Consider the following 25,940-nt stretch of genomic DNA (forward strand, 5'->3'; position numbering starts at 1 on the left):
AGTCGACCTTGCACGCGGCCGTTCCGTAGCGGAAGGCCCGCAGGCGGCGCGCGTACCGGCTGGGCAGCTCGTCCCCGGCGATGTCGAGCAGTCCCGCCGGGCTCACGTCGAGGAGGACGGCGCGGGCCCGCGGCAGGTCGGACAGTTTCCTCACGCGGTGGTCGGTGAAGATCCTCCCGCCGAGGCGGGTGAACTCGGCCGCCATCGCGTCCACGATGGCCTGGCTGCCGCCTCGCGGGATCGGCCAGCCGACCGCGTGGGCCAAGGTAGCGAGCATCAAACCGACCCCCGCGGGTGCGAGCGCCCGGGGCGGTGAGCTGGCATGGCTGCTGACGCCGGTCAGCATCGCGGGGGCTGCCTGCGTTCTGAAGCGCAGGTTCCACAGGGGTGAGCCCTGTTCCACGAGCCGTAGGCCGAGACTGGCCATCACCCGCAGGTCGAGGGGGATGTGGCGCTGGTCGGACAGGGCCAGGCCGCTCAGCCTCTGCCACCGATCCACCAGGGGGCCGAACAGCGACTTCCAGGCGCGGCCGTCGCGTCCGAGCCCTTCGACGGTCCGGTCCAGGTCACGCCAGGCCAGCCCTGCCCTGCCGCCGTCCAAGGGATGGGCGTACGCGACGGGCGGCTGCAGCATCTCCACCCCGTGCCGGGCCAGATCGAAGGCCCGCAGGAACGGGGAGGCCAGCGCCATCGGATGGGCGGCGGAGCACACGTCGTGCCGGAACCCCGGAAGCGTGAGCTCGGCCGTGCGCGCACCGCCGCCGATCGTGGAGGCGGCCTCGCAGATCTCGACCTGCAGTCCCGCGTTCGCCAGCACCAGGGCCGCGGCCAGGCCGTTCGGTCCCGCCCCGACGACGATCGCATCGGTCACGGTTCCGCCCTGGTCCTGCTCGCCGGCACAGCCCAAGGGCCGCCGTGCCCGTCAATCTGACGGGCCTGCTCGTCGTCAGGGAACAGCCGACCGTGTCCCTCGCCCATGTGCGGCTCTCCTTCTTCGTCGGGACGACCAGCACCATGAACGCCGTCCAGACGATCCCGGCTACCTCATGACTCCCCAGAAGGAGACGACATCAATGATGGCGAGACAGGCCAAGCTTCCGATGATCCCGAACGCCGCGATGACGGAGAGAACGACGGTGAGTGCCCGCTTCTCGGGACTCTCCCCTCACGCGTTCTCCGAGTCGAAAGCGGGAAACGCGGTGGCACCCGGTGTGCAGGCAGCGCCAGGAAAGCACACCGGGTGCCACCGCGCCTTCACGAGCTGCGGACGACATCCGCCTCACTGTTGCGGCGCGGAGCCCCAGAGCGCGTCCCTGCTCAGGAGAGGTGGTGCACTTCTTGCAGGCCGTAGACGGGGGTGGGGATGCCCTCATACCTGGCCTTGAGCTGCAGCGCCAGGTACAGGGAGTAGTGGCGGGACTGGTGCAGGTTGCCGCCGTGGAACCACAGGCCTTCCTGCTGGGTGGGCTTCCACATGTTGCGCTGCTCGCCCTCCCACGGCCCGGGGTCCTTGGTGGTGTCCGAGCCGAGCCCCCAGCACTTGCCGACCTTGTCGGCCGTCTCCTGGCCGACGATGTCGGCGACCCAGCCGTTCATCGAGCCGTATCCCGTGGCGTAGACGACGAGGTCGGCGGGCAGCTCGGTGCCGTCCTCCAGGACGACGGCGTTGCGCGTCAGATGGGAGACCTGGCCGCGCGCGAGCTTGATGTCGCCGTTGATGACCAGCTCGGACGCGCCCACGTCGATGTAGTAGCCGGAGCCGCGGCGCAGGTACTTCATGAACAGGCCGGAGCCGTCGTCGCCCCAGTCGAGGGCGAACCCGGCCTTCTCCAGGCGCTCGTAGAACTCGGCGTCCCGCTCCTTGATCTTCTCGTAGAGCGGGATCTGGAACCGGTGCATGATCCGGTACGGGATGGACGCGAACGTCAGGTCGGCCTTCTCGGTCGTCATCCCGTTGCGGACGGCCTCCTCCGAGTACAGGGGGCCCAGACCGATCTCCATCAGCGACTCCGACTTCACCACGTGAGTGGAGGAGCGCTGCACCATCGTCACATCCGCGCCGTGCTCCCACAGGGCCGCGCAGATGTCGTGGGCCGAGTTGTTGGAACCGATCACCACGGCGCGCTTGCCCGCGTAGGCGTCCGGACCAGGGTGTTGGGACGAGTGGTGCTGCTCCCCTTCGAACACGTCCATGCCGGGGAACGACGGCATGTTCGGCTTGCCCGACATTCCGGTGGCGAACACCAGGTGCCGCGCCGTGAGCACGACCGGCTCGCCGGCGCGGTCGACGTGCACGGTCCACTGCTTCGCGTCGTCGTCCCAGGACGCGGAGGTGACGTTCGCCCGAGTCCAGTACGGCACCTCCATCACCCGCACGTACATCTCCAGCCAGTCGGCGATCTTGTCTTTGGGCGAGAACACCGGCCAGTTGTCGGGGAACGGCAGGTAGGGCAGGTGGTCGTACCAGACCGGGTCGTGCAGGCACAGCGTCTTGTACCGCTTGCGCCACGAGTCGCCGGGACGCTCGTTGCGCTCCAGGACGAGCGCCGGCACGCCGAGCTGCCGCAGCCGGGCGCCGAGCGCGATGCCGCCCTGCCCGCCTCCGATCACCACGACGTACGGCTGCTCCTCGACGCCCAGCCGCGCCGTCTCGATGGCGCGTTCCTGCGCCCACGTCCTGCGGCCGGGGACCACTCCGTGCTGCACGCCTTTGGGACGCCGCTCCCGCAGCGGCTCCTCGTGGCCTTTGAGCTCGTTCAGGGTGGTGAGGAGCGTCCACGCGCCCTCGCCGGTCAGCCGCAGGTGGCCGACGCCGCGTCCGGTGGCGGTCTCGAACGCCAGCCACGCCTCGGCGACGCCGTCCGCCTCCACCGGGTCCTCGGTGATGCGGAAGCCGGACGGGTCGGTGTGGTCGAGGCAGGCGTCCAGCATGTGGGCGACGCCGTCGCGGCCCTCCACGGTCTTGATGTTCCAGGTGAACGCCACCAGGTCGCGCCAGTAGCTCTCGGGCGCGAACATCGCCGCGGCGCGGGCCGTGTCGCGGGCGGCGAGGGCGGCCTCGAAGTCGGCGAGCCAGGTCTGCACACGCGTGCGCACGTCGGCGGTGTCGCTCATCTGCGCCTTCCCTTCTCCGAGCTCCTCCCGGTCTCCGGTGCCGGCCGGGGTTTCTCGGGGGTGTCTCCGCGGGTGGACGGTGCAAGGCCGATGACATTGCGGGGGAGGGCGGGCGGCAAGGGTTGCACCGGATTGCACGGACTGTGGCGCGGGTCACAGGCGCGATTTATGCTTCGGGCAACGCCCGGCCTTGGGGAGGTGAGGTCGTGCGCCTGCACGGCGCCGTCCGTCCGGGGACGAGCCTGCCCGACTACGCCCGCGAGCTGGCCCGCGTGCACCACGCCGTGATCGGCGGCGAGCGTCTCGCGCCGTCGCTGCGTCCGCGCGCGCTGGTGGCGCGGTCATGGTCGCGAGTGATGCGGCTCGGTCTCGACCCGGACGGCGGCAACGCCCGCGACCCCCTCGGCCCCGACGAGCTCGCCCGGCGCCGGCGCGGCTCGCCGCTCGGCCACGTGATCGACGAGCTGGGTCAGCTGATCGGGTCGGTCGCCGACGCCTCCCCCATGCTGCTGGTGGTCACCGACGCCGACGGGGTGATCCTGTGGCGGCGGGGCTCCTCGGCGGTCCGCCGCCGCGCCGACGACCTCGGCTTCTGCGAGGGCGCGACGTGGACCGAGGCGAAGGTCGGCACGAACGCGATCGGCACCGCGCTGGCCGAGGCGGCGCCCGTGGAGCTGTTCTCGGCCGAGCATTTCGAGCAGGCCCAGCACCCCTGGTACTGCACCGCCTTCCCCGTCCACGACCCGCGCACCGGGGACCTGCTGGGGATCATCGACGTGAGCGGGCCCGCGCTGACGCTGCATCCCGCCGTCGGCGCGCTCGTCGAGACCGGGACGCGGCTGGCCGAGTCGCGGCTGTGGCAGCGCCACATGCGACGGCTGGAGAGGCTGCGCGAGTCGGCGGCGCCGCTGCTGGGCACGTCGTCCGAACCACTGCTGCTGGTGGACGACGACGGCTGGGTGGCGCACAGCTGCGGAGTCGCCGCGCCCCACCGCATCGCCGCACCGTCCGAGAGCCGCGCACTGGCCGTCCCAGGGCTGGGGCTGTGCGTGCCCGAACGGCTGCCGGACGGCTGGCTGGTCCGCCCGTCCTCCCCCGCCCGGCCCTTGGCGCTCGTCCTGGACCTGGCGGACGCGCCGGTCCTGGACGTGCGGTCCGGGGACGCGCGCTGGCGGTGCGCGCTGACCACCCGGCACGCCGAGATCCTGCTGCTCCTGCACGCGGCCGGCCCGGACGGGCTGTCGGCGCGGGCGCTGAGCCGGGCGCTGTTCGGGGACGCCGAACACGTCGTCACCGTGCGCGCGGAAGTGTCGCGGTTGCGGCGCTCCCTCGGCGCGTTCGTCGAGTCCCAGCCGTACCGGCTCACCGGGGGCGTGCGGATGACCGTCCAGCCGGAGCCAGCGGCGAGCCGGTTCGTCCGGGAGTCCTCCACGCCCGGAATCCGTTCCCTCACCGCAATGACCGATATGGACCGGCTGAACAACGCGGTGTAACAATCGAGGCTCGTCAGGCTCGTCCGGCCAGGAGGAACCAGATGGCGGCACACGGCGCTCTGCGGGAGCGGCGGACGAGGCTGGTCCGGGAATGGTCCCGCCTGATCGCCGACCGCGCCCCGCACGCCGACGTGCACCACGACCCCGCCCTGCGGGAGGAGATCGCCGCGTCCTGGCACCGTTCGCGCGTCGTGGTCGACCCGCACCGCGACAGCGCCCCCGCCGTGGCGGACGTCGCGGAGCGGTGGCGGTCGTCGCCGCTGGCCGGGCCCATCGCCGAGATCGCCGACGAGCTGCGCACCATCGCCGACGAGGCGGGCTACATCGCCGCGGTCACCGACGCCGACGGCACCATCCTGTGGACCTACGGCGGCCGCGTCATGCGCCACCGCGCCGAACGCGTCAACTTCGCGCCCGGCGGCCGCTGGGACGAGACCGCGATGGGCACCAACGCCCCCGCGCTCGCCCTGCGCGAACGCCGCCCCGCCACCGTCTTCTCGGCCGAGCACCTCGTCGAGGCGCTGCACGGCTGGGTGTGCTACGCCGCGCCGCTGCGCGCCCCCGGCGGACGATTGCTGGGCGTGCTCGACCTGTCCAGCACGTGGGACCGCTCGCACCCGATGGTCATGCCGACCGTGCGGACCCTCGCCGCCCGCATCGAGGACCGGCTGGCCCACCTGCCCGCCGCCGCGCTCCCGCCCGTCACCGCGCCGCGCGTCACCCTCGAATGCCTGGGCGACGACGCCCGCGCGCTGCGCGACGGCGCGCCGCTCCCGCTGCGCCCCCGCCAGCTCGAAATCCTGACCCTCCTCGCCTTGGAGCCGGACGGTTTCAGCCCCGAACGGCTGCGCGAGGCCCTGTACGGCGACCGTCCGGTCACGATGACGTCGCTGAAGGCGCAGGTCTCGCACCTGCGGGCCGCGCTCGGCGGCGCCCTCGCTCAGCGCCACTATGTGCTGACCGAGCCGATCACCTGCGACGCGTCCGCCGTCCTGGACGCCCTGGCCTCCGGCGACACCGAAACGGCCGTGCGCCGCTACACCGGCCCGCTGCTGCCCGACTCCGAGGCCCCCGGCATCGTGCGCTGGCGCGAATACCTGGAGGTCGCGGTGCGCAAGGCGGTGCTGGCGTCGCCCGTCCCCGAGCACGCCCTGGTCTACGGCGAACGGCACCGCTACGACCTGGAGGTCCACCAGCACGCGCACCGGCTGCTGCCGCCGTCCGACGGCCGCCGCGGCATCACCGCCGCCCGCATCGACGCCGCCCTGCGCGACTGACTTTCATCCGACGGCCGCCGGCCCGCCGGCGCGGCAACCTTCCGACAACCTTCGTCTCGCATCGTGTCCTGCATCACATCGGGTTCACCGTGTGCGAGGAGGACACCCATGGTCTACGCCAAGCCGGGCACCGAAGGCAGCATCGTCTCCTTCGCCGACCACTACGACAACTTCATCGGTGGCGAGTGGGTCCCGCCCGTCGACGGCGAGTATTTCGACAACCCGTCGCCCGTCGACGGGAAGGTGTTCACGCGGGTCGCCCGGTCCAAGGCCGCCGACATCGACAAGGCGCTGGACGCGGCGCACGCCGCCGCCGACAAGTGGGGAGCGACGTCGCCCGCCGAGCGGTCGCTGATCCTCAACCGCATCGCCGACCGCATCGAGGAGAACCTGGAGAAGCTCGCCGTCGCCGAGACCTGGGAGAACGGCAAGCCCGTCCGGGAGACCCTGGCCGCCGACCTGCCCCTGGCCGTCGACCACTTCCGTTACTTCGCCGGTGTCATCCGCGCCCAGGAGGGTGGTATCAGCCAGATCGACGAGGACACCGTCGCCTACCACTTCCACGAACCGCTCGGTGTCGTCGGGCAGATCATCCCGTGGAACTTCCCGCTGCTCATGGCCGCCTGGAAGCTGGCGCCCGCCCTGGCCGCCGGCAACTGCGTCGTGATCAAGCCGGCGGAGCAGACGCCCGCCAGCATCATGCTGGTCATCGAGCTGATCGCCGACCTGCTGCCGCCCGGCGTGGTGAACGTCGTCAACGGCTTCGGCGTCGAGGCCGGCAAGCCGCTGGCGTCCAGCCCCCGCATCGCCAAGATCGCCTTCACCGGTGAGACCACCACCGGACGGCTGATCATGCAGTACGCGTCGCAGAACATCATCCCGGTGACGCTGGAGCTGGGCGGCAAGAGCCCGAACATCTTCCTGCCCGACGTGATGGCCGCCGACGACGACTTCCTCGACAAGGCCGTCGAAGGCTTCGTGATGTTCGCGCTCAACCAGGGCGAGGTGTGCACCTGCCCGTCCCGCGCCCTGATCGCCTCCTCGATCTACGACGAGTTCATGGCCCGCTGCCTGGCCCGCACCGAAGCGATCGTCACCGGCAACCCGCTCGACCCCGCCACGATGATCGGCGCGCAGGCGTCCAACGACCAGTACGAGAAGATCCTGTCCTACATCGACATCGGCAAGCAGGAGGGCGCCGAGGTGTTGACCGGCGGCGGCCCCCGCACCGTGCCGGGCCTGGAGGGCGGCTACTACATCGAGCCGACCGTCTTCAAGGGCACCAACGACATGCGGATCTTCCAGGAGGAGATCTTCGGCCCGGTCGTCTCGGTCACCACGTTCGACTCCGTCGACGAGGCCCTGAAGATCGCCAACGAGACGCTGTACGGCCTCGGCGCCGGCGTCTGGACCCGCGACGGCACCACCGCCTACCGCATGGGCCGCGCCATCAAGGCCGGCCGCGTATGGACGAACTGCTACCACGCCTACCCGGCGCACGCCGCGTTCGGCGGGTACAAGCAGTCCGGCATCGGCCGCGAAACCCACCGCGCCATGCTCGACCACTACCAGCAGACCAAGAACCTGCTGGTCAGCTACTCGCCGAAGCGTCTGGGCTTCTTCTGATGGTGGAACGCGTCCGGCTCACCCCGGCCGCCGCGCTCGTCCTCGCCAAGCTCATCGACCGGCACGGCCCGGTGATGTTCCACCAGTCGGGCGGCTGCTGCGACGGCAGCTCCCCGATGTGCTACCCGCGTGACGAGTTCACGGTCGGCGCGTCCGACGTCCTCCTGGGCCACGTCGACCACGACACGCCGTTCTGGATGAGCGCGGCCCAGTACGAGTACTGGAAGCACACCCACCTGACCGTGGACGTGGTGCCCGGCAGGGGAAGCGGCTTCTCCTTGGAGGCCCCGGAGGGCGTCCGCTTCCTGATCCGCTCCCGCCTCTTCACCGACGAGGAGGCCAAAGCCCTGGAAGCCGAACCCCCACTCCCCACCGGCGCCACACTCGAGTAACCACCGAAGGCGGGCCCGACCTAGAAGGCCGGGCCCGCCCTATGCCGGAGAGACCCAACGACGCACCGCGTGATACTCCAGGATGATCAGCAACGTGGGCCTGATGTCGCCACTGCTGCCGGTGACGATGTCGTGATACCTCCAGGGTGATCAGCGACCTGCAAGCAGGCGCGCAAGCAACGCATCAGCGTGGATCAGTTGCGATACCTCCAGTGTGATCAGCGGACTGGACCGGCCCAGGCCCAGATCGGCCGCGATCTGCGGTTGCGATACCTCCAGTGTGATCAGCGGACGGGACGGCCGGAAGAGGACATCCGCACGAAGTTCTTCCGTTGCGATACCTCCAGGGTGATCAGCGGACGCGGGCCGGTATCGGCACCCGGTGGCGTGGGACATGGTTGCGATACCTCCAGGGTGATCAGCGGACACCGAATACGGTAGAGACGGCTTGGATGTAGATTACGTTGCGATACCTCCAGGGTGATCAGCGGACGAAAGCGGGGCTGTGATGATGATCGTTCGCCTCAGGTTGCGATACCTCCAGGGTGATCAGCGGACCACCAGTCGCCTGCGACGAAGGTCACAAGCTGCTGTTGCGATACCTCCAGGGTGATCAGCGGACCCGAGGGTAAAGTCGCAGGTCAGGGTGACGGAGAGCGCAGTCTGTGCGGCCGATTCTGCAGCAGTCCGACGGTTGTGCAAGCGCGCAGGTCAGAGCGGTACGGGGACAGGGCGCTCCAGCGAAGCGATGCCCGGGCCACGCGGTGAGGGACCCATTAAGCGAGCCCTGTCTGGTGTGCCGTCCATGCGCCCTGTATTAGCTGCAGCCGTAATGTTCCCTCCAAGCAAATCACCCTCCTCTGTGTGGCACACTGCGGCGTCACTGCGGGCACGTTGGCATACCTCCAGGGTGATCAGCGACTCCATGAACCCTCACACAAGAAGGGGCGCCGCCCAGAAGTTGCGATACTTCCAGGGTGATCAGCGACCCCCGTCGAGCCCGGCCGGTGCGCCGCCCTCGCCCACCCGTTGCAATACCTCCAGGGTGATCAGCGACAGGACGCGGTCGAGCGCGCCCGGGGGTGGACACCTCAGATGTTGCAATACCTCCAGGGTGATCAGTGACCACAAGGGGAGAATCTCTGAGTTTCTCGCCACAAGGTTGCAATACCTCCAGGGTGATCAGCGACCCGGCGCGCGCGGACGTTCTGGCCGGGATCGTTAGCGGTTGCAATACCTCCAGGGTGATCAGCGACCCGAGGCGTACCAGCTGTACCGGCTCGGCCGGGACTGTTGCAATACCTCCAGGGTGATCAGCGACCGTGTACGTCGGCGCCTTGCTCGCGCCGAGCAGCACACGTTGCAATACCTCCAGGGTGATCAGCGACCCTTGTACTCACGCAGAGCGTTCGCCACGGCCAAATCAGTTGCAATACCTCCAGGGTGATCAGCGACCCCGTTCAGGCCGCTGTCTATGCACGGCTGACGGGGTTGCAATACCTCCAGGGTGATCAGCGACCTCGGCGGACTATCCGGTGGACGTGATGGTGGGTGGGTTGCAATACCTCCAGGGTGATCAGCGACCCAGCCGGGACGGGTCCATAGCCGTAGCGTCCGCTGAAGTTGCAATACCTCCAGGGTGATCAGCGACCCTGTAAGAAGTCGCTGGCCACGATCAAGTTGCCCTCGTTGCAATACCTCCAGGGTGATCAGCGACCCTGTGGGGGATGGGCGGCGTGATCATCCACCACTGGTTGCAATACCTCCAGGGTGATCAGCGACCGTGTGGATCCACCAGCGGGACGGGGCGGACGGTTCACAGTTGCAATACCTCCAGGGTGATCAGCGACCCCAGCAGCGCGGCCGCCACCTGACGCGGCGCGTCCACGTTGCAATACCTCCAGGGTGATCAGCGACCCAGCAGAGTCGTCAACGTCTCGTGCGCCGGACGGGCCAGGTTGCAATACCTCCAGGGTGATCAGCGACCAGGACTTCGTTCGGCGAAACCGGCGCGAGCTGGCCTTGTTGCAATACCTCCAGGGTGATCAGCGACAGGCGGAGCGGGAGGCGCGCAGCGCTGGCCTCCCGTACGGGTTGCAATACCTCCAGGGTGATCAGCGACCCGAGGGTAAAGTCGCAGGTCAGAGCGACAGACAGCGCGGTCTGTGCGGTCGATTTTGCAGCAGTCCGGCGGTTGTGCAAGTGCGCAGGTCAGCGCGGTGCGAGTTCCCAGCCGAGAGGCTCCGTCCAGGCCAGTCGGCTGACCCGTGCGACGCATCGCTCTGGCTGTATCACTGAAGCGGCCGTGTCGCAGCGGACGGCGACCTTCAAGGCAAGTAGGCGCGTGGGAGAGAACCCTGGGGATTCGGGTCTGCATCACAGGACTGGACTGGTGTTACCTAGGTCTTGTCCTATGGTTTGGGTTTCTATGTGGTGCGGGGATCGCGTCCGGTAGATCAGGACGCTGTCGTAGCTCGGGTCGATGTGTTGTTTCAGCTCTTCTGTGAAGGTGCGGTGTTGGGCCGCGGATAGTTCTCCTTGGAAGACGCTGCGTTGGACCCAGTGCAGGTAGCGGCGGCAGGTCCGGAGGACCTGCGGGTTGCGTTCGGCGAGGGTGTCGTAGACGACTATGACGAACATCCTGGTTCACCACCATGGACGGAAGGCTTTGTAGGGCTTTCCTTCTAGACATAGGCGCACGATCTTCAGGGTCTCCAAGTGGATAAGTTCTTCGTAGGAGACTTTGCGTTTGAGAGATCTGTGGTGGACGGTGGTGGCGAGCTCGGCGCGGATGAGTTCGGCGACCTTCTTGCGGCCGGCGCGGCTGAGGGACGCCTGGTTGACGTCGCTTTCGAAGTCCGACGGGCGTAGGGCCTTCTGGGCGGCGGCACGGCGGAGGAGCCTTTCCGCGAACAGGGGTTTGAAGGGCTCGGCCAGGTCGAGGGCGAGAGTGTTGCGGCGCCGGTCGGTATCGGCGTGGAGGAAGCCCAGCGCGGGGTGGAGCGGTGTGCAGCGCAGGGCGGTGAGCACGCGGGCGTAGACGATCGAGTTGAGGTAGCTGATGAAGGCGTTCCCGGCGTTGGTGGGCGGTCGGCGGGTGCGCCCCTCAATGCGCAGCCATGCGGGGAGCAGAGTGTCGAGTACGGCCCAGGCGGTGCGCCGGAAGTTGCCTTCCGCCCCCATGAGTTCGTCGGGCGTTCGGCACTGGGACAGCTGCTCGTTCAGGCGGACCAGCGCGGTGTCGAGGAGATCGGTGTTCAGAGACCAGGCGATGTTGGCGGCAGTTGCGGCGATCAGGTCCCGGCCGACGGTGAGCCGGGTCTGCTCGTCGGCGGTGAGGGCGACCTGGCGGCGCAACACCTGGGCGGAGCTCATGTCCTCGGCCGGAGTGACGGCCCCGGCGTAGTTGCCGTAGTGGTCGAGCAGGTGGACGATCACGCCGTGCCGCGCGAGCAGGGAGACGGCCGAAGTGTTGATGTCGACATGATCGAAGGCGACCAGGTCGCGGATGTCGGTGATGGGGATCCGGATCGGGGTGTTGTCGGGCCGTTCGATGCGGATGCTGTTGTCTTCCCGGCGGATCCGGCAAGGTTCGGTGAGCCAATAGGTGCGGCCGGCGGCGGTCATGTCTCTGCCCAGCAGTAGTCGAGGTAGGAGCAGCCCCGGCAGCGTGAGCGAGGCAGCCGCGCGGGTGCTTCGGATTGTGCGATGACGTCTTGTGCTTGTCGCTCGGTGGCTTCTGCTCGTGCGCGGGCGCCGGCGTCCCACGGCACGTCGACCTTTCGGCGGATCACCGGGTAGTGGATGACGCCGCCTTGGACGTTCACGCCGCAGCGGTCCAGCAGGAGGCAGTAGTGCCGGACCTGGGCCGCATGTTGGTCCGACGGCTGACGCGACGATTTCGTCTCGTGGACGACGGCGCCGGTGGTCACCCAGTCGATCTTCGCTTCGCCGAGGTCGATGTCGCGGCGGCGCGTGTAGGTGGTGTCGTCGACGGCCTCGCCGTAGGCGACGGCCGCGCTGCGGTGCTCGGGACGGTAGCCGCGCGCGTACAACCACAGTTGGCGGGGGCAGTGCACCAGGTATTTGATGTGCACTCCTCCGATGTCGGGTCGGTTCACAACACTGTTTCCACAGGGACGGGGCTGCTGTTTGCCGTGCTGAGGTCCAAGCCGGTTTCGGTGCTGTAAGGGGCGTCGATGAGCCACAGCGGCGGGTGGCGTGCCCTGCGTGCATGGTCGCGGTCGAGGCGTGCGCGTCCGTCCTTGGCGAGACGGTGAAGCTGCGCGTACGAGACGGGGATGAGCAGGCCTGTCGCGAGAAGCGGATCCCCGTCCGAGCCGTTCAAGGTGTCGAAGTACTCCTCCGCGTCGCGTTCCAGGAGCACTTCGACCGTGTCGAACGCCTCAGTCAGTCCGGCGGCGTGTTCAGTGCGGTCATGGAACGGGTCGGTGAACGTCAGGAAGGAGTCGAAGAACTCGTCACGGTGGCGTGTGGCCTGCCGCGTCCACTCACGTCCCCAGTCGGTGTCGTAGGCGTGCCGGAGCCAGGTGTCGATGGTTTGCTCGGAGATCACCGGCTCGGGCGTGCGACGCAGTGCCGACAGGGCGGCGTGCAGCGCGTCCTCCTTGTAGGGGCGGGCGGTTTCGGGGAGGTGGACGCGGAACTCCACGGGGCCGTCGGGATGGCGGCCGCGCCGGTTGACGCGCCCCGCGCGCTGGGCGAGGGCTTCGATCGGGGCCAGTTCGGAGGCTCCGCGGTCGAAGTCCAGGCACAGGGAGACTTCGAGGACCTGCGTGGCGACGACCAGGCCGCCGCCTCGGTGTCCGGGCTCGCCGACCGATCGTTCAGGGTGACGCCGCAGAATCCGCCGTTCGATCTCGGCCCGGTCTTTGGCTCGGAAGCGGGAGTGCAGCAGGATCGCGGCGTCGGGGTCGTCGGGGCATGCGTGGTGCGCGGCCGGCGCCAGCTCCGCGTAGACGCGTTGGGCGGTGGCCACGGTGTTGGCGACGGCCAGCACGCTGTGCCCCTCGGCGAGCCAGGCGCGGAGGCGGGCCAGGCTGTCGGGCGCGTCGATCGGCTGGTCGTCCAGCACGAGTCGGTGCCGATCGGGTGCTGTGCCCGGGGGCGCTCGGTGGACGGTCACGTCCGCCAGCGTGTCCCTGATCAGTTCGATCATGGGTGGTGCGAGCGTGGCGGACAGGACGGCGACACGGCTGCCCAAATCCCGCCAGAGACGCATCGCCGCGCACAGCCGTCCGAAGGTCGCCGGGTCGTACGCGTGAAGTTCGTCCAAGGCGATGACGGCGTTGGCCTGTTCCAGGAGGAGGCTGGAATGGCTCGGCCCGGCGATCGCGGCGCGCAGCAGCTGGTGCGGGGTGGCGACGCGGACGCGCTGGGCGAACAGGCGCATGGCGTTGGCCTGGTCCCTGGCCTTCCGCGCCTCGGCTGGGCCCGGCGGGCAGTCGTCGGCGGTGGCCCGGGTGAGCAGGGTGCGGGCCGCGGTGGCGTGCAGGACGCCGATGTCGGGTTCGGCTGCCCCCGGCGGGGCCTGCAGGTCGCGGATGAACCGGTCGCGAGCGGCGTCGATCGAGGCGCGGTACGGCAGCACCCAGACCAGGCGCGGCCGTCCCGGCATGTCGTCGAGCTGCCGGGACGCCCACGCCAGCCCGGCCTCGGTCTTGCCGCTGCCGGTCGGCGCGCACAGGATCAGGTTTCCGACGGTGTCGGCTGTGGCCTGCTGGTGCGGGTACGGCGTGACCAACGTGCGGATGAAGTCGCGCGGCAGCGGCATGTGCTCCTGCAGCGGCACCTGGGCCGAGCCGGAACGATCGGCGAGCGTGACGGCGCCCTGCAGCAGGACGGCGACCAGCCCGTCTTCCGGCGGTACCGGCGACGACCAGTCGGCCTGAACGCGTTCGAAGGCGTCCCGCGCCAGCTCCCACAGTCGCCTTGTCTCGGAAGGCAGGGCGGTGACTCCGAGCTGCTCGGCCAACCACCGCAGCAGGGCGGTGTGCCGCGCCGCCGGCACCTGGACGCGGGGACGCCCTGGTCCCGCGTCAGGGTCGAAGCCGAACTTCTTCTTCCAGGCGGCCTCGGGCGGATACATCTCCCGGAGGTCGCGGCGGCTGGAGGACGTCAGGGGCAGATGGTGGAACGCCACCCCGGCCGTGATCATCTTGCGGTCGTCCGGCGGGAGGTGCCGGGTCAGCAGGTCCACGTAGGCGAGCGACAGCACCTCATGGCGTTCTCCCCACGGCTCGCCACCTGGGCGGAGCTGCCGTTGGAAGCCTTCGGCGACCTTCCCGGCGTCATGCAGGAGCGCCGCAGTCTCCACCTGCCTCCAGAACCCGGGGCGTGCGGCGAGGACGCCGGGTGAGGCGATGCGGCCGGCGACCGCCCGGGCGGCGTCGCGGACGGTCTCGCTGTGCTCGGTGAGCAGTTCGGGCCGCCCCAACTTGGATGCGCCCTTCGACTTGCCCAGCACTTGCGTCAGCTCCGCCTCGTCGAGGCGGCTTTGTTCCTGGCCGGACTGGTGCGGCTCACGGCCGACGTCTGGAGGCTCGTCGTCCCCTTCGGGCTCGAGCGTGTCCGCCGGGTCGACGGAGGAAGGCGCCAGCAGCCAGACCGCCTGGTCACCGTCGCGGTAGGCGCCCGTGACGGGTCGACTGTGTTCCGGTGGCTCCGCGCACCACAGGAAGTCGGCGAATCCTGTGCGCAAGCGGTCGCTGCTGACGTGGTCGGCGAGCCGCAGCAGGGTGCCCTGAGGGGCGTCGTGTCCGCCTACGGGAGCCAGCGCATGTCCGATGTGGGCGTCCTCGGCCGGGTGGAGCGTGACGTTGGTGACCGAGCGGACGTGGACCAGGTCCTGTGAACGTCCCAGCCGCAGCCCCCAGACGGGACGTCTCAGGGCGGCCGCGATCCGAGCCCCGTCCGGCAGTGGAATCCACAAGGTGACATGTACTCCGGTGAGGAAGGGCCGTTCGCGGACGGTCGTACTGCCCTTGCGTTTGCCGCCCCGACCTCCGATCGGAGGGTCGCCTCCGTCCGCCCAGACCAGGTGGTACGTCTCGACGTCGGTGCCGCGTCCGGTCGCGTGCGCGGACATGCCGAGGACCACCGATTCGGTGGGTCGTCCCGTGGCCGCCGCAAGCATGCCTCGCACCGTTGACGGCGGTGGGACCGGCAGGCACCGCGACACACCCGGGAACATGGGGTCGCGGAAGGACGCGACGGGTGCGTACAACTCGATCCTCACCGCGTCGATAGGGATGCGTTCGTCGTGAGTCATTCGAGTCCCGGGGCCAGGTCCGGCTTCTTCGGTGGCATGCCTGCTCGTCACCGTTCCGGGTCGTCGAACCAGGCGTCGTGGCGCCCGCTGCGGATCTCCTCGGCCAGTTCCCTCAGCATTGGGCGCGGATGGTCGACGACGACCTGCCCAGAGTCGGCGAGGTCGCCGAGATCGGCCTCGAACTGCTTGCGCATGATCTGGCGGTAGCCGGGACGCCAGCCGATCCGCACCGGCGTCTCCCACTCGCCGTCCCAGGCCCGCAGCTCCTCACGCAGGACGTCCGCGCGGACCTCCAGACCGGTGCCGTCTTCGGCGCCGTCCACGACGAACCCCAGCGGGTTGACGCCGCCGGCCATCGCGACCAGCGCGACCAGCACGGGCGTCCGGTCACCGTAATGGATCGCCTTCTTGGCGCCGCCCGTCAGGTCGGCCAGCGCCTCCAACAGCACCGCGACGCGCTCCCTGCGGATCTCCAACGGCAGCCGGACCGCCTGCTGCCCCCGGAACTCGACCGGCGTGGCCCCGACCTGCATCGCCGCGGCGGCCTGGAGCGCCTGTTGCTCGCTCAGGTAGTTGGCGCGGCCGGCGCCGTTCGCCACCGGCAGGGTGAACGTGCCGACGCGCGGGAGGTCCAGCAGGAACGGCGCGGCGAGGTCGGCGCTGTAGAACTCGTGAGAGTGCAGCACCGGCTCGTCGACACCGCGGGCCATGACACCGAAGTCGGTGGTGGGCTGGACGGGCTCCACCGCCATGAACGTGCCGACCATGAACGGCGAGTCGCGCAAGGTGGTGCCCTTGTCCGTCTTCGCACCGGCCTTCATGTAGCCGAACAGGTCGTCGTCCACGTAGGTGATCGGGTCGGCCGCCGTGTGCGCCTTCTGCGCCTTGCCCTGCGCCTTCCCGACCCGTTCGGTCGGCGACGGTGTCACGCCGGACGCAGCCATGGTGTCACGTAGCCACCGCCGGAACGCCTGGGCTGACACGTACGGGTACCACTCCCCGCGCACGCGCGCCTTCTTCACGGGAGCGGTGGTCGACTCGCCCTTGCCGTTGTTGGGCGCTCCGGCGGTGACCGCCAGAACGATCTTTCCCGCGAGGTAGCTCATCAGGCGTATGCCTCCTCGTAGTCGTCGCTGTCGCTTTGCTCCTGCTCGTCGTCCTGCTGATCGCCGGGCTCGCCGATCGGCACGTCGCGGACGATCAGCTCGGCCATGACGTCGAAGTAGAGCTGGCCGCGCGTCCGCCACCCCTGGGGGCCTTCGGCGAAGAGCAGCGGGAACAGCTCGTTGATCGGTTCCTGCGGCCGACCGTCCAATGCCAGCCGCGAACTGGCCTCCTTGAGCAGCCGGTACAGGTCGTAGGACCTGTCGACCGCGTGCCGGAACTCGTTGAACCGGCCACGGGTGGACTCCTTGGCGATCCAGTCCGCCAGCAGAGTCGCGACCGGCTTGAGCCGACCGGCGTCCATGTCGCACATCACCTCCAGATACAGCCGGCACAGGGCACGCCAGGCCAGCAACGTGCGCCGCGGGATCTTGTCGGGATCGCGGGCCAGCTCGACCAGCCGCTGCGGCAGTCGCTCGCCGTCTTCGTTTTCGCGATCGAACAGCAGCCGCGCCGCCGCGGTGGCTCCGTCCACGGCTTTCGCTCTGCCGCGCTGCGCACGCCCCAACGCGGATTGCAGCTTCGTCCACCCGTGATCGCACTGCGGATCGGCCCGCATGGCGCGCAGAAAACGCACCACGCCCAGCCGCGTGCTCGCCACCCGCAGCCAGGGGTCCTGGTTGTCGTTCTTGAACGTCCACAGTGTGGCCGCGCCACCGACGTCCCCGGCATGCTCGCGCAGCGCCTCCAGCGCCACCGCCTCGGGGCCGGCATCGGCGGGCAGGCCCTCGAAGCCCAGCTGGCGGATGCGGTCCGCACGCCGCAGGTTCGTGGCCGCATACCGGCGTTCGATGTTCTCGTCGTCGCAGGTCAGTACGGTGGCCGAGCCTTGGGTGACCCACGCCCCGTACGGCAGCGCCCACAACGCCACCCGGCAGCCGCGACAGACCGGCCATCCGGCCGTGCCCGGCGGCAGGACGTTGAGCGCCCGCGCCGATTCGAACAGCGGCAGTTCCGACTTGGACCACAACGTGCCGCACGGCGACTCACAGAACGTGCAGGGCAACGGCCGCGCGCCCGGCTCGTCCGCGTCGAACAGGGCTTTGACCTGCGGCAGCAGGACAGCGCGGTCACGGGACCGAGTGGCATGGGTCGGTTTGGAGTTGGGGTACAGCGCGAACAGCACCTTCCACCAGTCGTAGGCGGCGCTGGTGTTGTCCGCGGTGGCGGCGGTGACGACGTCGTCGACGACGCGTCCGGCCACGGCATCGAGGTCAGCAGGGGTGACGGCCTCGGGCCGTTCCCGCCCGGCCATCAACGTCACCGTCCAGACCCCGCAGTGCTGCACCGGGTGCCCGGACAGCCTCAGCTCTTCTCGCGGTGCGACCAGCGTCATCGGATCCACCCGAAGCCCTGGATGGAGCACACCCCGAGGCCCCAGTCGTAGAGGGCGTCCAACAGCGCCGGCGCGGCCGCGATGCGCATCTTGACGGTCGCCCCGACCCGCTTCTCCTTCTGCACGTTGAACAGCCGCCGTGGCCCGGCGTCCAGCACCTCCGCCTGCACGTCCGACGGCAGCCCGAGCATGTCGGCCTTGTGCCGGATGTTGTGCACGATGCGCTCGACGAAGTGCGGCTCGTCCGGCATCAGGTACCGTCCCTCATGCCTGACGAGGACAGGAGACACCGAGGAGAAAACGGCCTCCCCTGAGGAGTGGTCGGGGGTCTTCACCATCCGCACCCCCTTGATCGACAACGTCACGCCGCCCCACCGCAGCTTCTCGACGCCCGCGAGCGCCGCAAGCAGGCAACCGGCGATTCTCGGGATCGGCGACCCCAGCCACACCTCCCCTTCTGAGGAAGTGGTGTAAAGGCCCTTACGCGGCTTGGTCTTGCGGAAAAGCGGCGGCGATATCGCCACGGGGCGGAGGGGATGTCCCTGCCACCCGCTGTCGTGCAACATCGTGGCCAACTCGGGATCTTGAGAACGCAACAAGTGGTACACAACACCCCGAGCCGGACCATGAACGTCGTCCCAGTCCAAAACGTCCTTGTCCGCCGCCACGTCCACCCGGAACCGCACCGCGTCTTCCTCCCATCTCCACGGATTCACGGGCACCTGAGACAGAGGTAGCAGCCGCCGCCGACAGGACCTGGCACCATCTCGACGCCCCCAGCCCCAATGGCCACCGCTGGCCATCTCACCCGAATGCACCACCAGGTCCCCCAGTCCCTGCTAAGGCGCGCTCTTTCCACTCTCACCTACAACAGATGGACGAACCGCCTCGACCACCGACTACCAGCAACACAACCCCCAAGATCATCAAGGCAGTTGATCAACGTCTCGGCGGGAGTTCGACTATCAGCACCTGAGAAACAGCTGCCAGGACTACAAGCGGTCAGATCGGAAGAAATTGCACAAAAGTCCTTAAGGTAAGCGCGTCCTTGCAGACTGCAGAGAAAGGCATCCCAAGCCCAGGAGACCCGGCGCAGACGTGGCCTCAAGACTGACCCCTTCTAGACCCGCTGCAGACGTTACGGCGAGGCTGTCCCCCCTGCTGCAATGCCCGCAGGGTGATCAGCAGACCGAGCGGCGTACCCGTCGCGTTGTCCGCCGGGAACTAGTTGCGATCCCACAGATGATCAGTGCCCCCTGGCTCCAGGACGCCCGGGACTCTGGGCGGACCGACGCGTTGGATACCTCCAGGGTGATCAGCGGACCAGGCGCGTCTCGCCCGTGAGGCGCGCGCGAAGGCGCTGCGATACCCCTGGGGTGATCAGCGGACCCGCACGGGAGCGGTGAACTCAGCCAGCGCCAACACCGCAGGTTGCGATACCTCCAGGGTGATCAGCGGACTAGAAAGCGCCGTCCGCAGAGCAACCACCGTGTGTTGCGATACCTCCAGGGTGATCAGCGGACGAGCCTTCGCACGCGGGAGCCCGTTAGACCTCCAGCCATGTTGCGATACCTCCAGGGTGATCAGCGGACTCGAGCCGCCGGGAAACAAGCCGCGCGGCCGTCGCGGGTTGCGATACCTCCAGGGTGATCAGCGGACGGCCCTGACCTGAAAGCGTCCGGACGGGTCCCGTCGGAGTTGCGATACCTCCAGGGTGATCAGCTGACTGCACCACTCCAGGCTGTTCTTACAGGCGCCGCCAGCGTTGCGATACCTCCAGGGTGATCAGCGGACACCGGGTCGGACTGGGCACGGTCGTCGGCCTGCCGTTGCGATACCTCCAGGGTGATCAGCGGACTCGAGCCGCCGGGAAACAAGCCGCGCGGCCGTCGCGGGTTGCGATACCTCCAGGGTGATCAGCGGACCAGGTAGTGATGGCACGCACGGCGCAACCGGGGTGGGCGTTGCGATACCTCCAGGGTGATCAGCGGACGGCTGGGGACAGAAGTCGGACCCCTCCCCGCGTCTCCGTTGCGATACCTCCAGGGTGATCAGCGGACTACTTCCCGACCGCTTGCTTCACCTGCGGGATCGGGAGGTTGCGATACCTCCAGGGTGATCAGCGGACTTGATGATCTCCTGGATGCGCTCCCGGGCGCGCGGTTGCGATACCTCCAGGGTGATCAGCGGACGTGATGAGCCTCATTGACCGAGGGTTCCGCTTCTACTTGTTGCGATACCTCCAGGGTGATCAGCGGACGTTGACCACCAGCGCCGCGATTTCCTTGAGCTTCGGAGGTTGCGATACCTCCAGGGTGATCAGCGGACTGGCGTGTGACCACGGGGGACCCGCTGGTTGCGTCGGGTTGCGATACCTCCAGGGTGATCAGCGGACCCGATTTTGTCCGTTTTGACGCGCTGGGCGGGGGTGAGTGTTGCGATACCTCCAGGGTGATCAGCGGACCAGGGCATGGTTGACGCCATGCTGGTTTACAAGGGCGTGTTGCGATACCTCCAGGGTGATCAGCGGACGTGACGGTGGTTGACCGGACGCGGTGGGTGCGCACGCGTTGCGATACCTCCAGGGTGATCAGCGGACACGTAAACCCGGGGGCGTAAACAGCCCTGTCTACTACTTGCGTTGCGATACCTCCAGGGTGATCAGCGGACGCCCAGGCCATCCCCGTCACGAAGGAAACGCAGATGTTGCGATACCTCCAGGGTGATCAGCGGACCCGAGGGTAAAGTCGCAGGTCACAGCGGCAGCTCGGGCGCCGCGGACGACAGTTTTTGCAGCAGTCCGGCGGTTGTGCAAGTGCGCAGGTCAGACGGGTAACGGATGCGGTCGGCGGAGGCTTCGACACGACTGCTCCCGCATCATGACGTCTCGGCGAGTTGGATGGTCCAATCAAGGCCTGCCTTGGCGACTTCACGGGCTAGCTGGTTGATCAGGTCATGAGCCTTCTCCGGAGTGAGGTGCAGGGAGCGGGCAGCCGTCTGCACCGGGACGGTGGGGTGGGCTCTGTCGGCTTCGCATATGGATTTGATGATGGCGCGATAGGCGGCCCCGGTGGTCGGATCTGCGAGTATCTTGCGCAAGCGACTGCGGGAAACCTCTCTATCGCCGGCTTGCTCTAGAAGGGTCTGCGGGTCTATGGCTTGGTCAACAGTCGGCCCAAGAGTGAGATCGTCGATGTTGGCGTGGTAGAAGGCCGGGTTCGTCTTCCGTAGGGCGATGAGGGCGTCGCGCAGGCGCCAGGTCGCCTCTGCACGGGAGAGATCGTGCCGCTGGCGCAGGTCGTCGGGAACCTCGAACAGGGTTGTGGTCCCGCGGCGGACGGCGAAAACGGCGTAGATGAGCATGTCGAGCATGACGGGGTCGCTGCGGAGCGGGGCGGCCCACGCGGCTTGACGCAGGTCCCGGTCAGGGTGGGCGGCGGCGCCGCGCTGAACAGCGTCCGCGCGTCTGGTGCGCTCCTCCAGGTAACGGACCGGGTAGTGGACCAGTTGGGCGCGAGCCGCCCGCAACCAGGGATGCTCTCGTTTGCTGGGACGACGACGTAGAGCCGGAGCCAAGGCGGCGGTGTCCTCGTACTGAGCCTGCGGTGACGTGACGTGGGTGCGCAGCAGGACCAGTTCACGGACGGGTTCGCCGGAACGCGTCGTGGGGATGGGGCCCTTGAGTGCGGAACGAAGCCGTTGGAAGGCGGACAGTCGGAGGTCGTCGAATGTCGCCTCGCAGTCGTCGCACCAGCGTTGCCCCATGGGGGCGTAGCAGGGGCGGCCGGCGTGTCGGGCACGGTGCAGGGGTCCGCGGGCAACGTCGCGAAGCGCTGGCGAAGTGAGGATGTCGAAGGCGTCGAAGGCGACCGCGTCGTCGCGGTCGGCGAGATGAGCGAGTGGCCGCAACTATCCCTCCTGAGGGCATGAGCGACTAGGCCGTGCCCCGGGTGCGGCACCCGGTGACCGGCCTCCTCAGGAGGTGCGGAGACTCCGCGATCGCTCTTCGGCCGTAGCCGTCGAACGGTTAGTCAGTATCAGGTCAGTGCAAGGAAGTGGTCAAGGAAGGCTTGCGGCGAGTCGGTGGAGTTCGGCCCATACACGTTCGTACTGGAGGAAGAGGGCGTCATCCTTGCCGGTGTGATCGTTGCCGCCTAGGTCTGCGATGGCGCGAGCGAGCAGCTGGGCGATGTGGTGTTTGGTGGGTGGCAGGACGGCGGCATCACGGCGCTGCCTCAGCTTGTCCAGCAGGTGGGCGTAGGGCGACGCGTTGCGCAGGCGTTCCAGTTCCCGGAGTGCGGGCGACGTGGCCTTGATGTGCTGCCACGTCTGCCAGTCGAACAGCGACGGGCGTAGGGACTCTATGGCCAGGTGGCACGCAGGCCAGGGCTCCGCCGACAGAACGCGGGTCACCAGGTACAGGCGCTGCCGGGCGAGGGTCCGGCGTGCGGCTAGGTCGACGGCCGGATCTGGGTCACCGTATAGGTGACGGTGCAGCCGGGCGGTGGCTTCACGCACTGAGTCCACACGTGGGGAGCCTTGCTCAAGAAGGCGCAAGGCCGTGAGGACGTCCAAGCGTTGGAGCGCACCTTTGGCAAGGCGGGCCACGAGTGGGTCTGCTCCTAGGCGGCGTAGGACTCGCCCACCCTTGCGCAGGATCGGTTGGACGCCTCGGTCGCGGCTGAGTTCTCCAACACGCAGGATGCATGCAGCCGTCAAGGACCATTCGACGCCGGCGGCGATCATTCCATGACCGATGACCGGCTTGCCGGGATTGATGATGAGGATCACCTCGTCGACGTCGCGCAGACTGCCGGAGCCGGAGCGGCCGGTCGGCGGGCCCGCGGCTTCCAATGCGGTCCGGATGCGTGCGCGTACTTCGTCTACATCTCCCGGGCCGGTTGGGAGGGGTGACACGACTTCGGCTTCACCGTCAACCTCGGAGAGGAAGGAGCGGGCCCACGTCGCCAGTGTGCGGGCGCGATCGGCGGACTCGGAGCTGGCAAGCAGGCGGAGCCGGACGCGCCCGCGCCGCGGAAGGCCATCTCGGCAGGCGGACGCCCATGAGATCACCTTGCGCAGCGCCTCCATGTCTTGGCGGTCGAAGTCGCGGTCGTCTCTCGGAAGGCCGACCCCCATCAGGACGAGCACGTCGCCGCTGCCCAGAACCGGCCAGGCCGTCCTGTTCCGACTGCTGACCAGGCGTGGAACGAGGTCTCCGCGCTCCCATGCCTCCGCTTGCTCAATGACCGTGGCGGGGAGCGGCCCCGAGAAGCGTGCGTTGTGAGTGGCCGCCGCCGCATAGAACTGTTCCAGGTCGGTATCTCGCAGCATCGCCGCGCATTGGCCGGTGACGGTGCGCGGCAAGCGTTGACGGGCTCGGCGGATCAGCGTGGCAGTGCCGCGTTCGACGTCCCTGCGCGTCAAGCGTGCCACCAGGTCGGTGATGGCCTCACGGGTCTGACGCGGCAGCTTCTCTCGTTCGCGTTCGAGACGCCTGGACAGTTGCTCGCCGAACCAAGCTCGCAGAAGGGACTGGTCGATGACCTCTCCCCGCGCGGCGCGCTCGAAGAAAGCCGCCTGGACTGTCGGCCAGAGTTCAGCGAGCTTCGCGAGTTGACCCGACGTGAGGCCAGCCACTCCACAGGTCTGGGCCGCTTGAACGGCTGGGCCGGTGTCGGCCCGTTGCCGCGCGGCCAGCAGACGCCAGATTTCGGCTCCGTCGGGGTCCAGTTCAGCGAGTTCGTCCCAGAAGCGGTGTCGCAGCAACCAGTCGTACAGCCGATCTCTGGGGTCGATCAGGTCGGTGAGCCGGTAAGCGGAGGCTACGTCGTCGACGGGCACCAGGGTCGCGGGCACGTCCGCTTCGAGAGCGGCCATGAGGGCTCCGACCCCGAGGGCGAAGGAGCCCGCCCCGAACGTCAGCAGACATTCGGCAGGCTTCATGTCTGCGAGGACCGCCCTACACGGACCTACAGAATGGCGGATCGTCGGCTCTGCGATTTCCGCGACGCGAACATGTACGGGGCTGGACTGACGGCCGAACGCGCTGGGCAGATGGCACAGCGCGCGGCGCAGGTCATGCGCATGGGCGGCGTACGGCTTCACACCGGGCCGGTGGGAGTTCACCGTGCCGAGCAATACAACCGCGTCGACATCGAGCCCAGCGGCGGCCAGGCCGTCGAATACCTTCCGCAGTGGGCGATCACCACGGCGGGCAGCGTCCAACCCCTCGATGAAGTCCGCTGGTACCTCGAGGGAGGACTTCTGCGAGAAGATCAGATCACCACTGCCGACAGGGTGAAACAACACCGTCTTGACCGGAGCAGCCTCTGCCCCCTGCGCCGCGTCGGCCGTCCCAGGCTCGCACTTATGAACGGTCAGCAACACCAACCCCGAACGCCCACGACTCCCCACCCATTGTGGCCCTCTGGGCCGACTGAAGGGCGGTGATGGGCACCTTGGTTCTCGGACCCGTTCGACACGCGACGGCAGCGCCAACACCAGAGCGAGGGGGCGGCACGTACGGCCTGTCAGCGTCGAGGGCGACCGCGGGCGGTGGTGATAGCTCCAGGTGATCAGCAGACATGGGCTCACTCCCGGAGTGGCCCGTCACAAGATGCAAGGCCCATGTCCGAACGTGATGTGCTCATTCCCGTCGGGAAAACGCTCACGTAGACCAGTGACACAAGCTGGCCGAGAAACCCTTCGGAAGATCGCGGGAGAAGGTTTGGGGCCGGCCCACGGCCGCCTTCCCTCTGCGAGCTCGCCCCCGGCCACGAGGGGCCTCACAGCTGATCGACACGGTGGTCTGAGCTGCGGATCGGGCCGCTGCTGAGGGACGCCGCGGACTGTGGAAGTCCGGGCCGTTGGTGACGGCACCACGGAAGTGGACCGCGCCGCCCTGGAGGAGTCGTACACACACGTCCTGTGCGGGGCCGGTGAGGCGACCGAGGGCTGTTGCTGACCGGAGGCGCGGCTGACGGAGGCAAGGAGGCATGGCTGATGCCGGCATGGGGCATGGTTGCGGCCGGGAGACGACTCCTAACGCCGAGAATCCTGGTTCCAGGACGCCATGGCGGGATTCTCTGTCATACGTCTGGTCGCGGTGCCCCGGTCAGGTTATGGCGGACCGGGGCACCGCATGCCGATGTGATTTGCGCAAGAACCTTCATGATCACGGTGCACGCCTGCTGATCCTTGCGGCAGTGAGCCCACCGGGATACTCGGCGAGTCACTGCTTGACGTCGGGTCCCACGGATGCCTCGAAGCTGCGCGAGGTGGCGGACGTGAGTGGTGCGAGGGCGGCGGTCACGGACCGGCGGCCGTTGCGATACCTCCAGGGTGATCAGCGGACCTCGTCGCCGGGTCCCGCACCTGGCGGGACCAGTTGCGATACCTCCAGGGTGATCAGCGGACGCCACGAGATGTGGCCATGCCCCACCATCAGCGCGCTGTTGCGATACCTCCAGAGTGATCAGCGGACCTTCGCCGGGCGGAAGGTCGCGCACCGGCCGGGGCGGTTGCGATACCTCCAGGGTGATCAGCGGACCCGAGATCGTCGACGACGACGCCCCGACCACCGGCACCAGTTGCGATACCTCCAGGGTGATCAGCGGACGGGCTGGCAGTCTTGAGCGCACTATCGCTGCGCTGGAGTTGCGATACCTCCAGGGTGATCAGCGGACGGGCTGGCAGTCTTGAGCGCACTATCGCTGCGCTGGAGTTGCGATACCTCCAGGGTGATCAGCGGACAAGCTCCGCCGCCGTGACGGCAGTGCAGGCCTTGCGTTGCGATACCTCCAGGGTGATCAGCGGACACGTCGCCATCGGCCACGCCCGCCGGCTTGTTGATGTTGCGATACCTCCAGGGTGATCAGCGGACTCGAGGCCAGCGGCGGCCTCAACAGCGACCCGCTCACGTTGCGATACCTCCAGGGTGATCAGCGGACCCGAGGACAAAGAGGCCGGGAGGTTCCTGGTCGCCTTGTTGCGATACCTCCAGGGTGATCAGCGGACAGGCGCTGTACCGCACCGCGGGCGGCCGGTACGTCATGTTGCGATACCTCCAGGGTGATCAGCGGACAGGGGCGCCGCGAGTGGGACGGTCACAACATGGTGTTGCGATACCTCCAGGGTGATCAGCGGACCGGCACCCGTCCCGTCGGTGAGGGTGATCTGCTGGGGTTGCGATACCTCCAGGGTGATCAGCGGACCCGGGAGATCCTGGATGCCCGCATTGACGCG

The 25,940-nt window shown here is 68.4% G+C and carries 15 protein-coding genes and 4 CRISPR repeat arrays (1 of these 19 running past the window's edge); of the genes, 4 read left to right on the forward strand and 11 right to left on the reverse strand.

Annotated elements, in window-relative coordinates:
* Together AR3_RS04340 and AR3_RS04345 are read right to left on the reverse strand one after the other, a co-directional pair.
* Positions 1-871 (reverse strand): phytoene desaturase family protein (locus AR3_RS04340; protein ID WP_245637853.1); only part of this gene is annotated, 871 nt, incomplete at its 3' end.
* 446 nt (positions 872-1,317) lie between these two features.
* The gene (locus AR3_RS04345; RefSeq protein WP_067908766.1) at positions 1,318-3,114 is read right to left on the reverse strand and encodes a flavin-containing monooxygenase; all 1,797 of its coding nucleotides are present in this window, start codon (positions 3,112-3,114) and stop codon (positions 1,318-1,320) included.
* Between the two features lie 206 nt (positions 3,115-3,320).
* Here AR3_RS04345 and AR3_RS04350 point away from each other — a divergent pair, with 206 nt between their 5' ends.
* The 4 genes from AR3_RS04350 to AR3_RS04365 all read left to right on the forward strand — a co-directional run bounded on the left by AR3_RS04350 (position 3,321) and on the right by AR3_RS04365 (position 7,902).
* Entirely contained in the window at positions 3,321-4,607 is a 1,287-nt protein-coding gene (locus tag AR3_RS04350) for a sigma-54-dependent transcriptional regulator family protein (RefSeq protein WP_067908770.1), read from the forward strand.
* A 41-nt stretch (positions 4,608-4,648) separates the two neighbouring features.
* Positions 4,649-5,884: a GAF domain-containing protein gene (locus tag AR3_RS04355; RefSeq protein ID WP_067908773.1), complete on the forward strand. Its 1,236-nt coding sequence runs from the start codon at positions 4,649-4,651 to the stop codon at positions 5,882-5,884.
* Between the two features lie 108 nt (positions 5,885-5,992).
* Entirely contained in the window at positions 5,993-7,510 is a 1,518-nt protein-coding gene (adh, locus tag AR3_RS04360; protein WP_067908778.1) for an aldehyde dehydrogenase, read from the forward strand.
* On the forward strand, positions 7,510-7,902 hold the full coding sequence (locus AR3_RS04365) for a DUF779 domain-containing protein (RefSeq protein ID WP_067908779.1): 393 nt from the start codon (positions 7,510-7,512) through the stop codon (positions 7,900-7,902). The genes adh and AR3_RS04365 overlap by 1 nt, the downstream gene beginning before the upstream one ends.
* Positions 7,903-8,031: 129 nt before the next feature.
* Positions 8,032-8,525: direct repeats of the CRISPR family, unit length 30 nt; unit sequence GTTGCGATACCTCCAGGGTGATCAGCGGAC.
* A gap of 270 nt (positions 8,526-8,795) precedes the next feature.
* Positions 8,796-10,025: a CRISPR direct-repeat array (repeat unit 30 nt).
* 253 nt (positions 10,026-10,278) lie between these two features.
* Here the strand turns inward: AR3_RS04365 and cas2 are convergent.
* The 9 genes from cas2 to AR3_RS04410 all read right to left on the reverse strand — a co-directional run bounded on the left by cas2 (position 10,279) and on the right by AR3_RS04410 (position 24,086).
* A complete protein-coding gene (cas2, locus tag AR3_RS04370) occupies positions 10,279-10,542 on the reverse strand; it encodes a CRISPR-associated endonuclease Cas2 (RefSeq protein ID WP_067908787.1) in 264 nt (87 codons plus the stop codon).
* 6 nt (positions 10,543-10,548) lie between these two features.
* On the reverse strand, positions 10,549-11,529 hold the full coding sequence (gene cas1b / locus AR3_RS04375; protein ID WP_067908789.1) for a type I-B CRISPR-associated endonuclease Cas1b: 981 nt from the start codon (positions 11,527-11,529) through the stop codon (positions 10,549-10,551).
* Positions 11,526-12,023, reverse strand: a complete 498-nt coding sequence (locus AR3_RS04380; protein WP_067908792.1) for a CRISPR-associated protein Cas4 — start codon at positions 12,021-12,023, stop codon at positions 11,526-11,528. Before AR3_RS04380 ends, cas1b begins: the two co-directional genes overlap by 4 nt.
* The gene (locus tag AR3_RS04385) at positions 12,020-15,193 is read right to left on the reverse strand and encodes a CRISPR-associated helicase/endonuclease Cas3 (RefSeq protein ID WP_067908796.1); all 3,174 of its coding nucleotides are present in this window, start codon (positions 15,191-15,193) and stop codon (positions 12,020-12,022) included. Before AR3_RS04385 ends, AR3_RS04380 begins: the two co-directional genes overlap by 4 nt.
* 47 nt (positions 15,194-15,240) lie before the next feature.
* Complete coding sequence (gene cas7i, locus AR3_RS04390; protein WP_067908798.1) at positions 15,241-16,299, reverse strand: type I-B CRISPR-associated protein Cas7/Cst2/DevR; 1,059 nt, start codon at positions 16,297-16,299, stop codon at positions 15,241-15,243.
* Complete coding sequence (locus tag AR3_RS04395) at positions 16,299-17,693, reverse strand: hypothetical protein (RefSeq protein WP_067908801.1); 1,395 nt, start codon at positions 17,691-17,693, stop codon at positions 16,299-16,301. Before AR3_RS04395 ends, cas7i begins: the two co-directional genes overlap by 1 nt.
* Entirely contained in the window at positions 17,690-18,379 is a 690-nt protein-coding gene (cas6, locus tag AR3_RS04400) for a CRISPR-associated endoribonuclease Cas6 (protein WP_067908803.1), read from the reverse strand. The genes AR3_RS04395 and cas6 overlap by 4 nt, the downstream gene beginning before the upstream one ends.
* A 608-nt stretch (positions 18,380-18,987) precedes the next feature.
* A CRISPR array of direct repeats spans positions 18,988-20,428; the repeat unit is 30 nt; unit sequence GTTGCGATACCTCCAGGGTGATCAGCGGAC.
* Positions 20,429-20,570: 142 nt separating this feature from the next.
* Complete coding sequence (locus tag AR3_RS04405) at positions 20,571-21,602, reverse strand: hypothetical protein (RefSeq protein WP_067908805.1); 1,032 nt, start codon at positions 21,600-21,602, stop codon at positions 20,571-20,573.
* A 150-nt stretch (positions 21,603-21,752) separates the two neighbouring features.
* The gene (locus tag AR3_RS04410; RefSeq protein WP_106258555.1) at positions 21,753-24,086 is read right to left on the reverse strand and encodes a hypothetical protein; all 2,334 of its coding nucleotides are present in this window, start codon (positions 24,084-24,086) and stop codon (positions 21,753-21,755) included.
* A gap of 934 nt (positions 24,087-25,020) precedes the next feature.
* A CRISPR array of direct repeats spans positions 25,021-25,940; the repeat unit is 30 nt; unit sequence GTTGCGATACCTCCAGGGTGATCAGCGGAC; it runs 40 nt beyond the window's last position.

The sequence above is a fragment of the Actinomadura rubrobrunea NBRC 15275 genome (genome assembly GCF_001552235.1).
Lineage (GTDB): Bacteria > Actinomycetota > Actinomycetes > Streptosporangiales > Streptosporangiaceae > Spirillospora > Spirillospora viridilutea.

Bases quoted from the DNA above. Each gene is read 5' to 3' on its own strand.
- AR3_RS04355 (WP_067908773.1), top strand. From the start codon at position 4,649: ATGGCGGCACACGGCGCTCTGCGGGAGCGGCGGACGAGGCTGGTCCGG.
- AR3_RS04365 (WP_067908779.1), top strand. From the start codon at position 7,510: ATGGTGGAACGCGTCCGGCTCACCCCGGCCGCCGCGCTCGTCCTCGCC.
- adh (WP_067908778.1), top strand. From the start codon at position 5,993: ATGGTCTACGCCAAGCCGGGCACCGAAGGCAGCATCGTCTCCTTCGCC.
- AR3_RS04395 (WP_067908801.1), bottom strand. From the start codon at position 17,693: ATGACGCTGGTCGCACCGCGAGAAGAGCTGAGGCTGTCCGGGCACCCG.
- AR3_RS04345 (WP_067908766.1), bottom strand. From the start codon at position 3,114: ATGAGCGACACCGCCGACGTGCGCACGCGTGTGCAGACCTGGCTCGCC.
- cas2 (WP_067908787.1), bottom strand. From the start codon at position 10,542: ATGTTCGTCATAGTCGTCTACGACACCCTCGCCGAACGCAACCCGCAG.
- cas1b (WP_067908789.1), bottom strand. From the start codon at position 11,529: ATGACCGCCGCCGGCCGCACCTATTGGCTCACCGAACCTTGCCGGATC.
- AR3_RS04385 (WP_067908796.1), bottom strand. From the start codon at position 15,193: ATGACTCACGACGAACGCATCCCTATCGACGCGGTGAGGATCGAGTTG.
- cas7i (WP_067908798.1), bottom strand. From the start codon at position 16,299: ATGAGCTACCTCGCGGGAAAGATCGTTCTGGCGGTCACCGCCGGAGCG.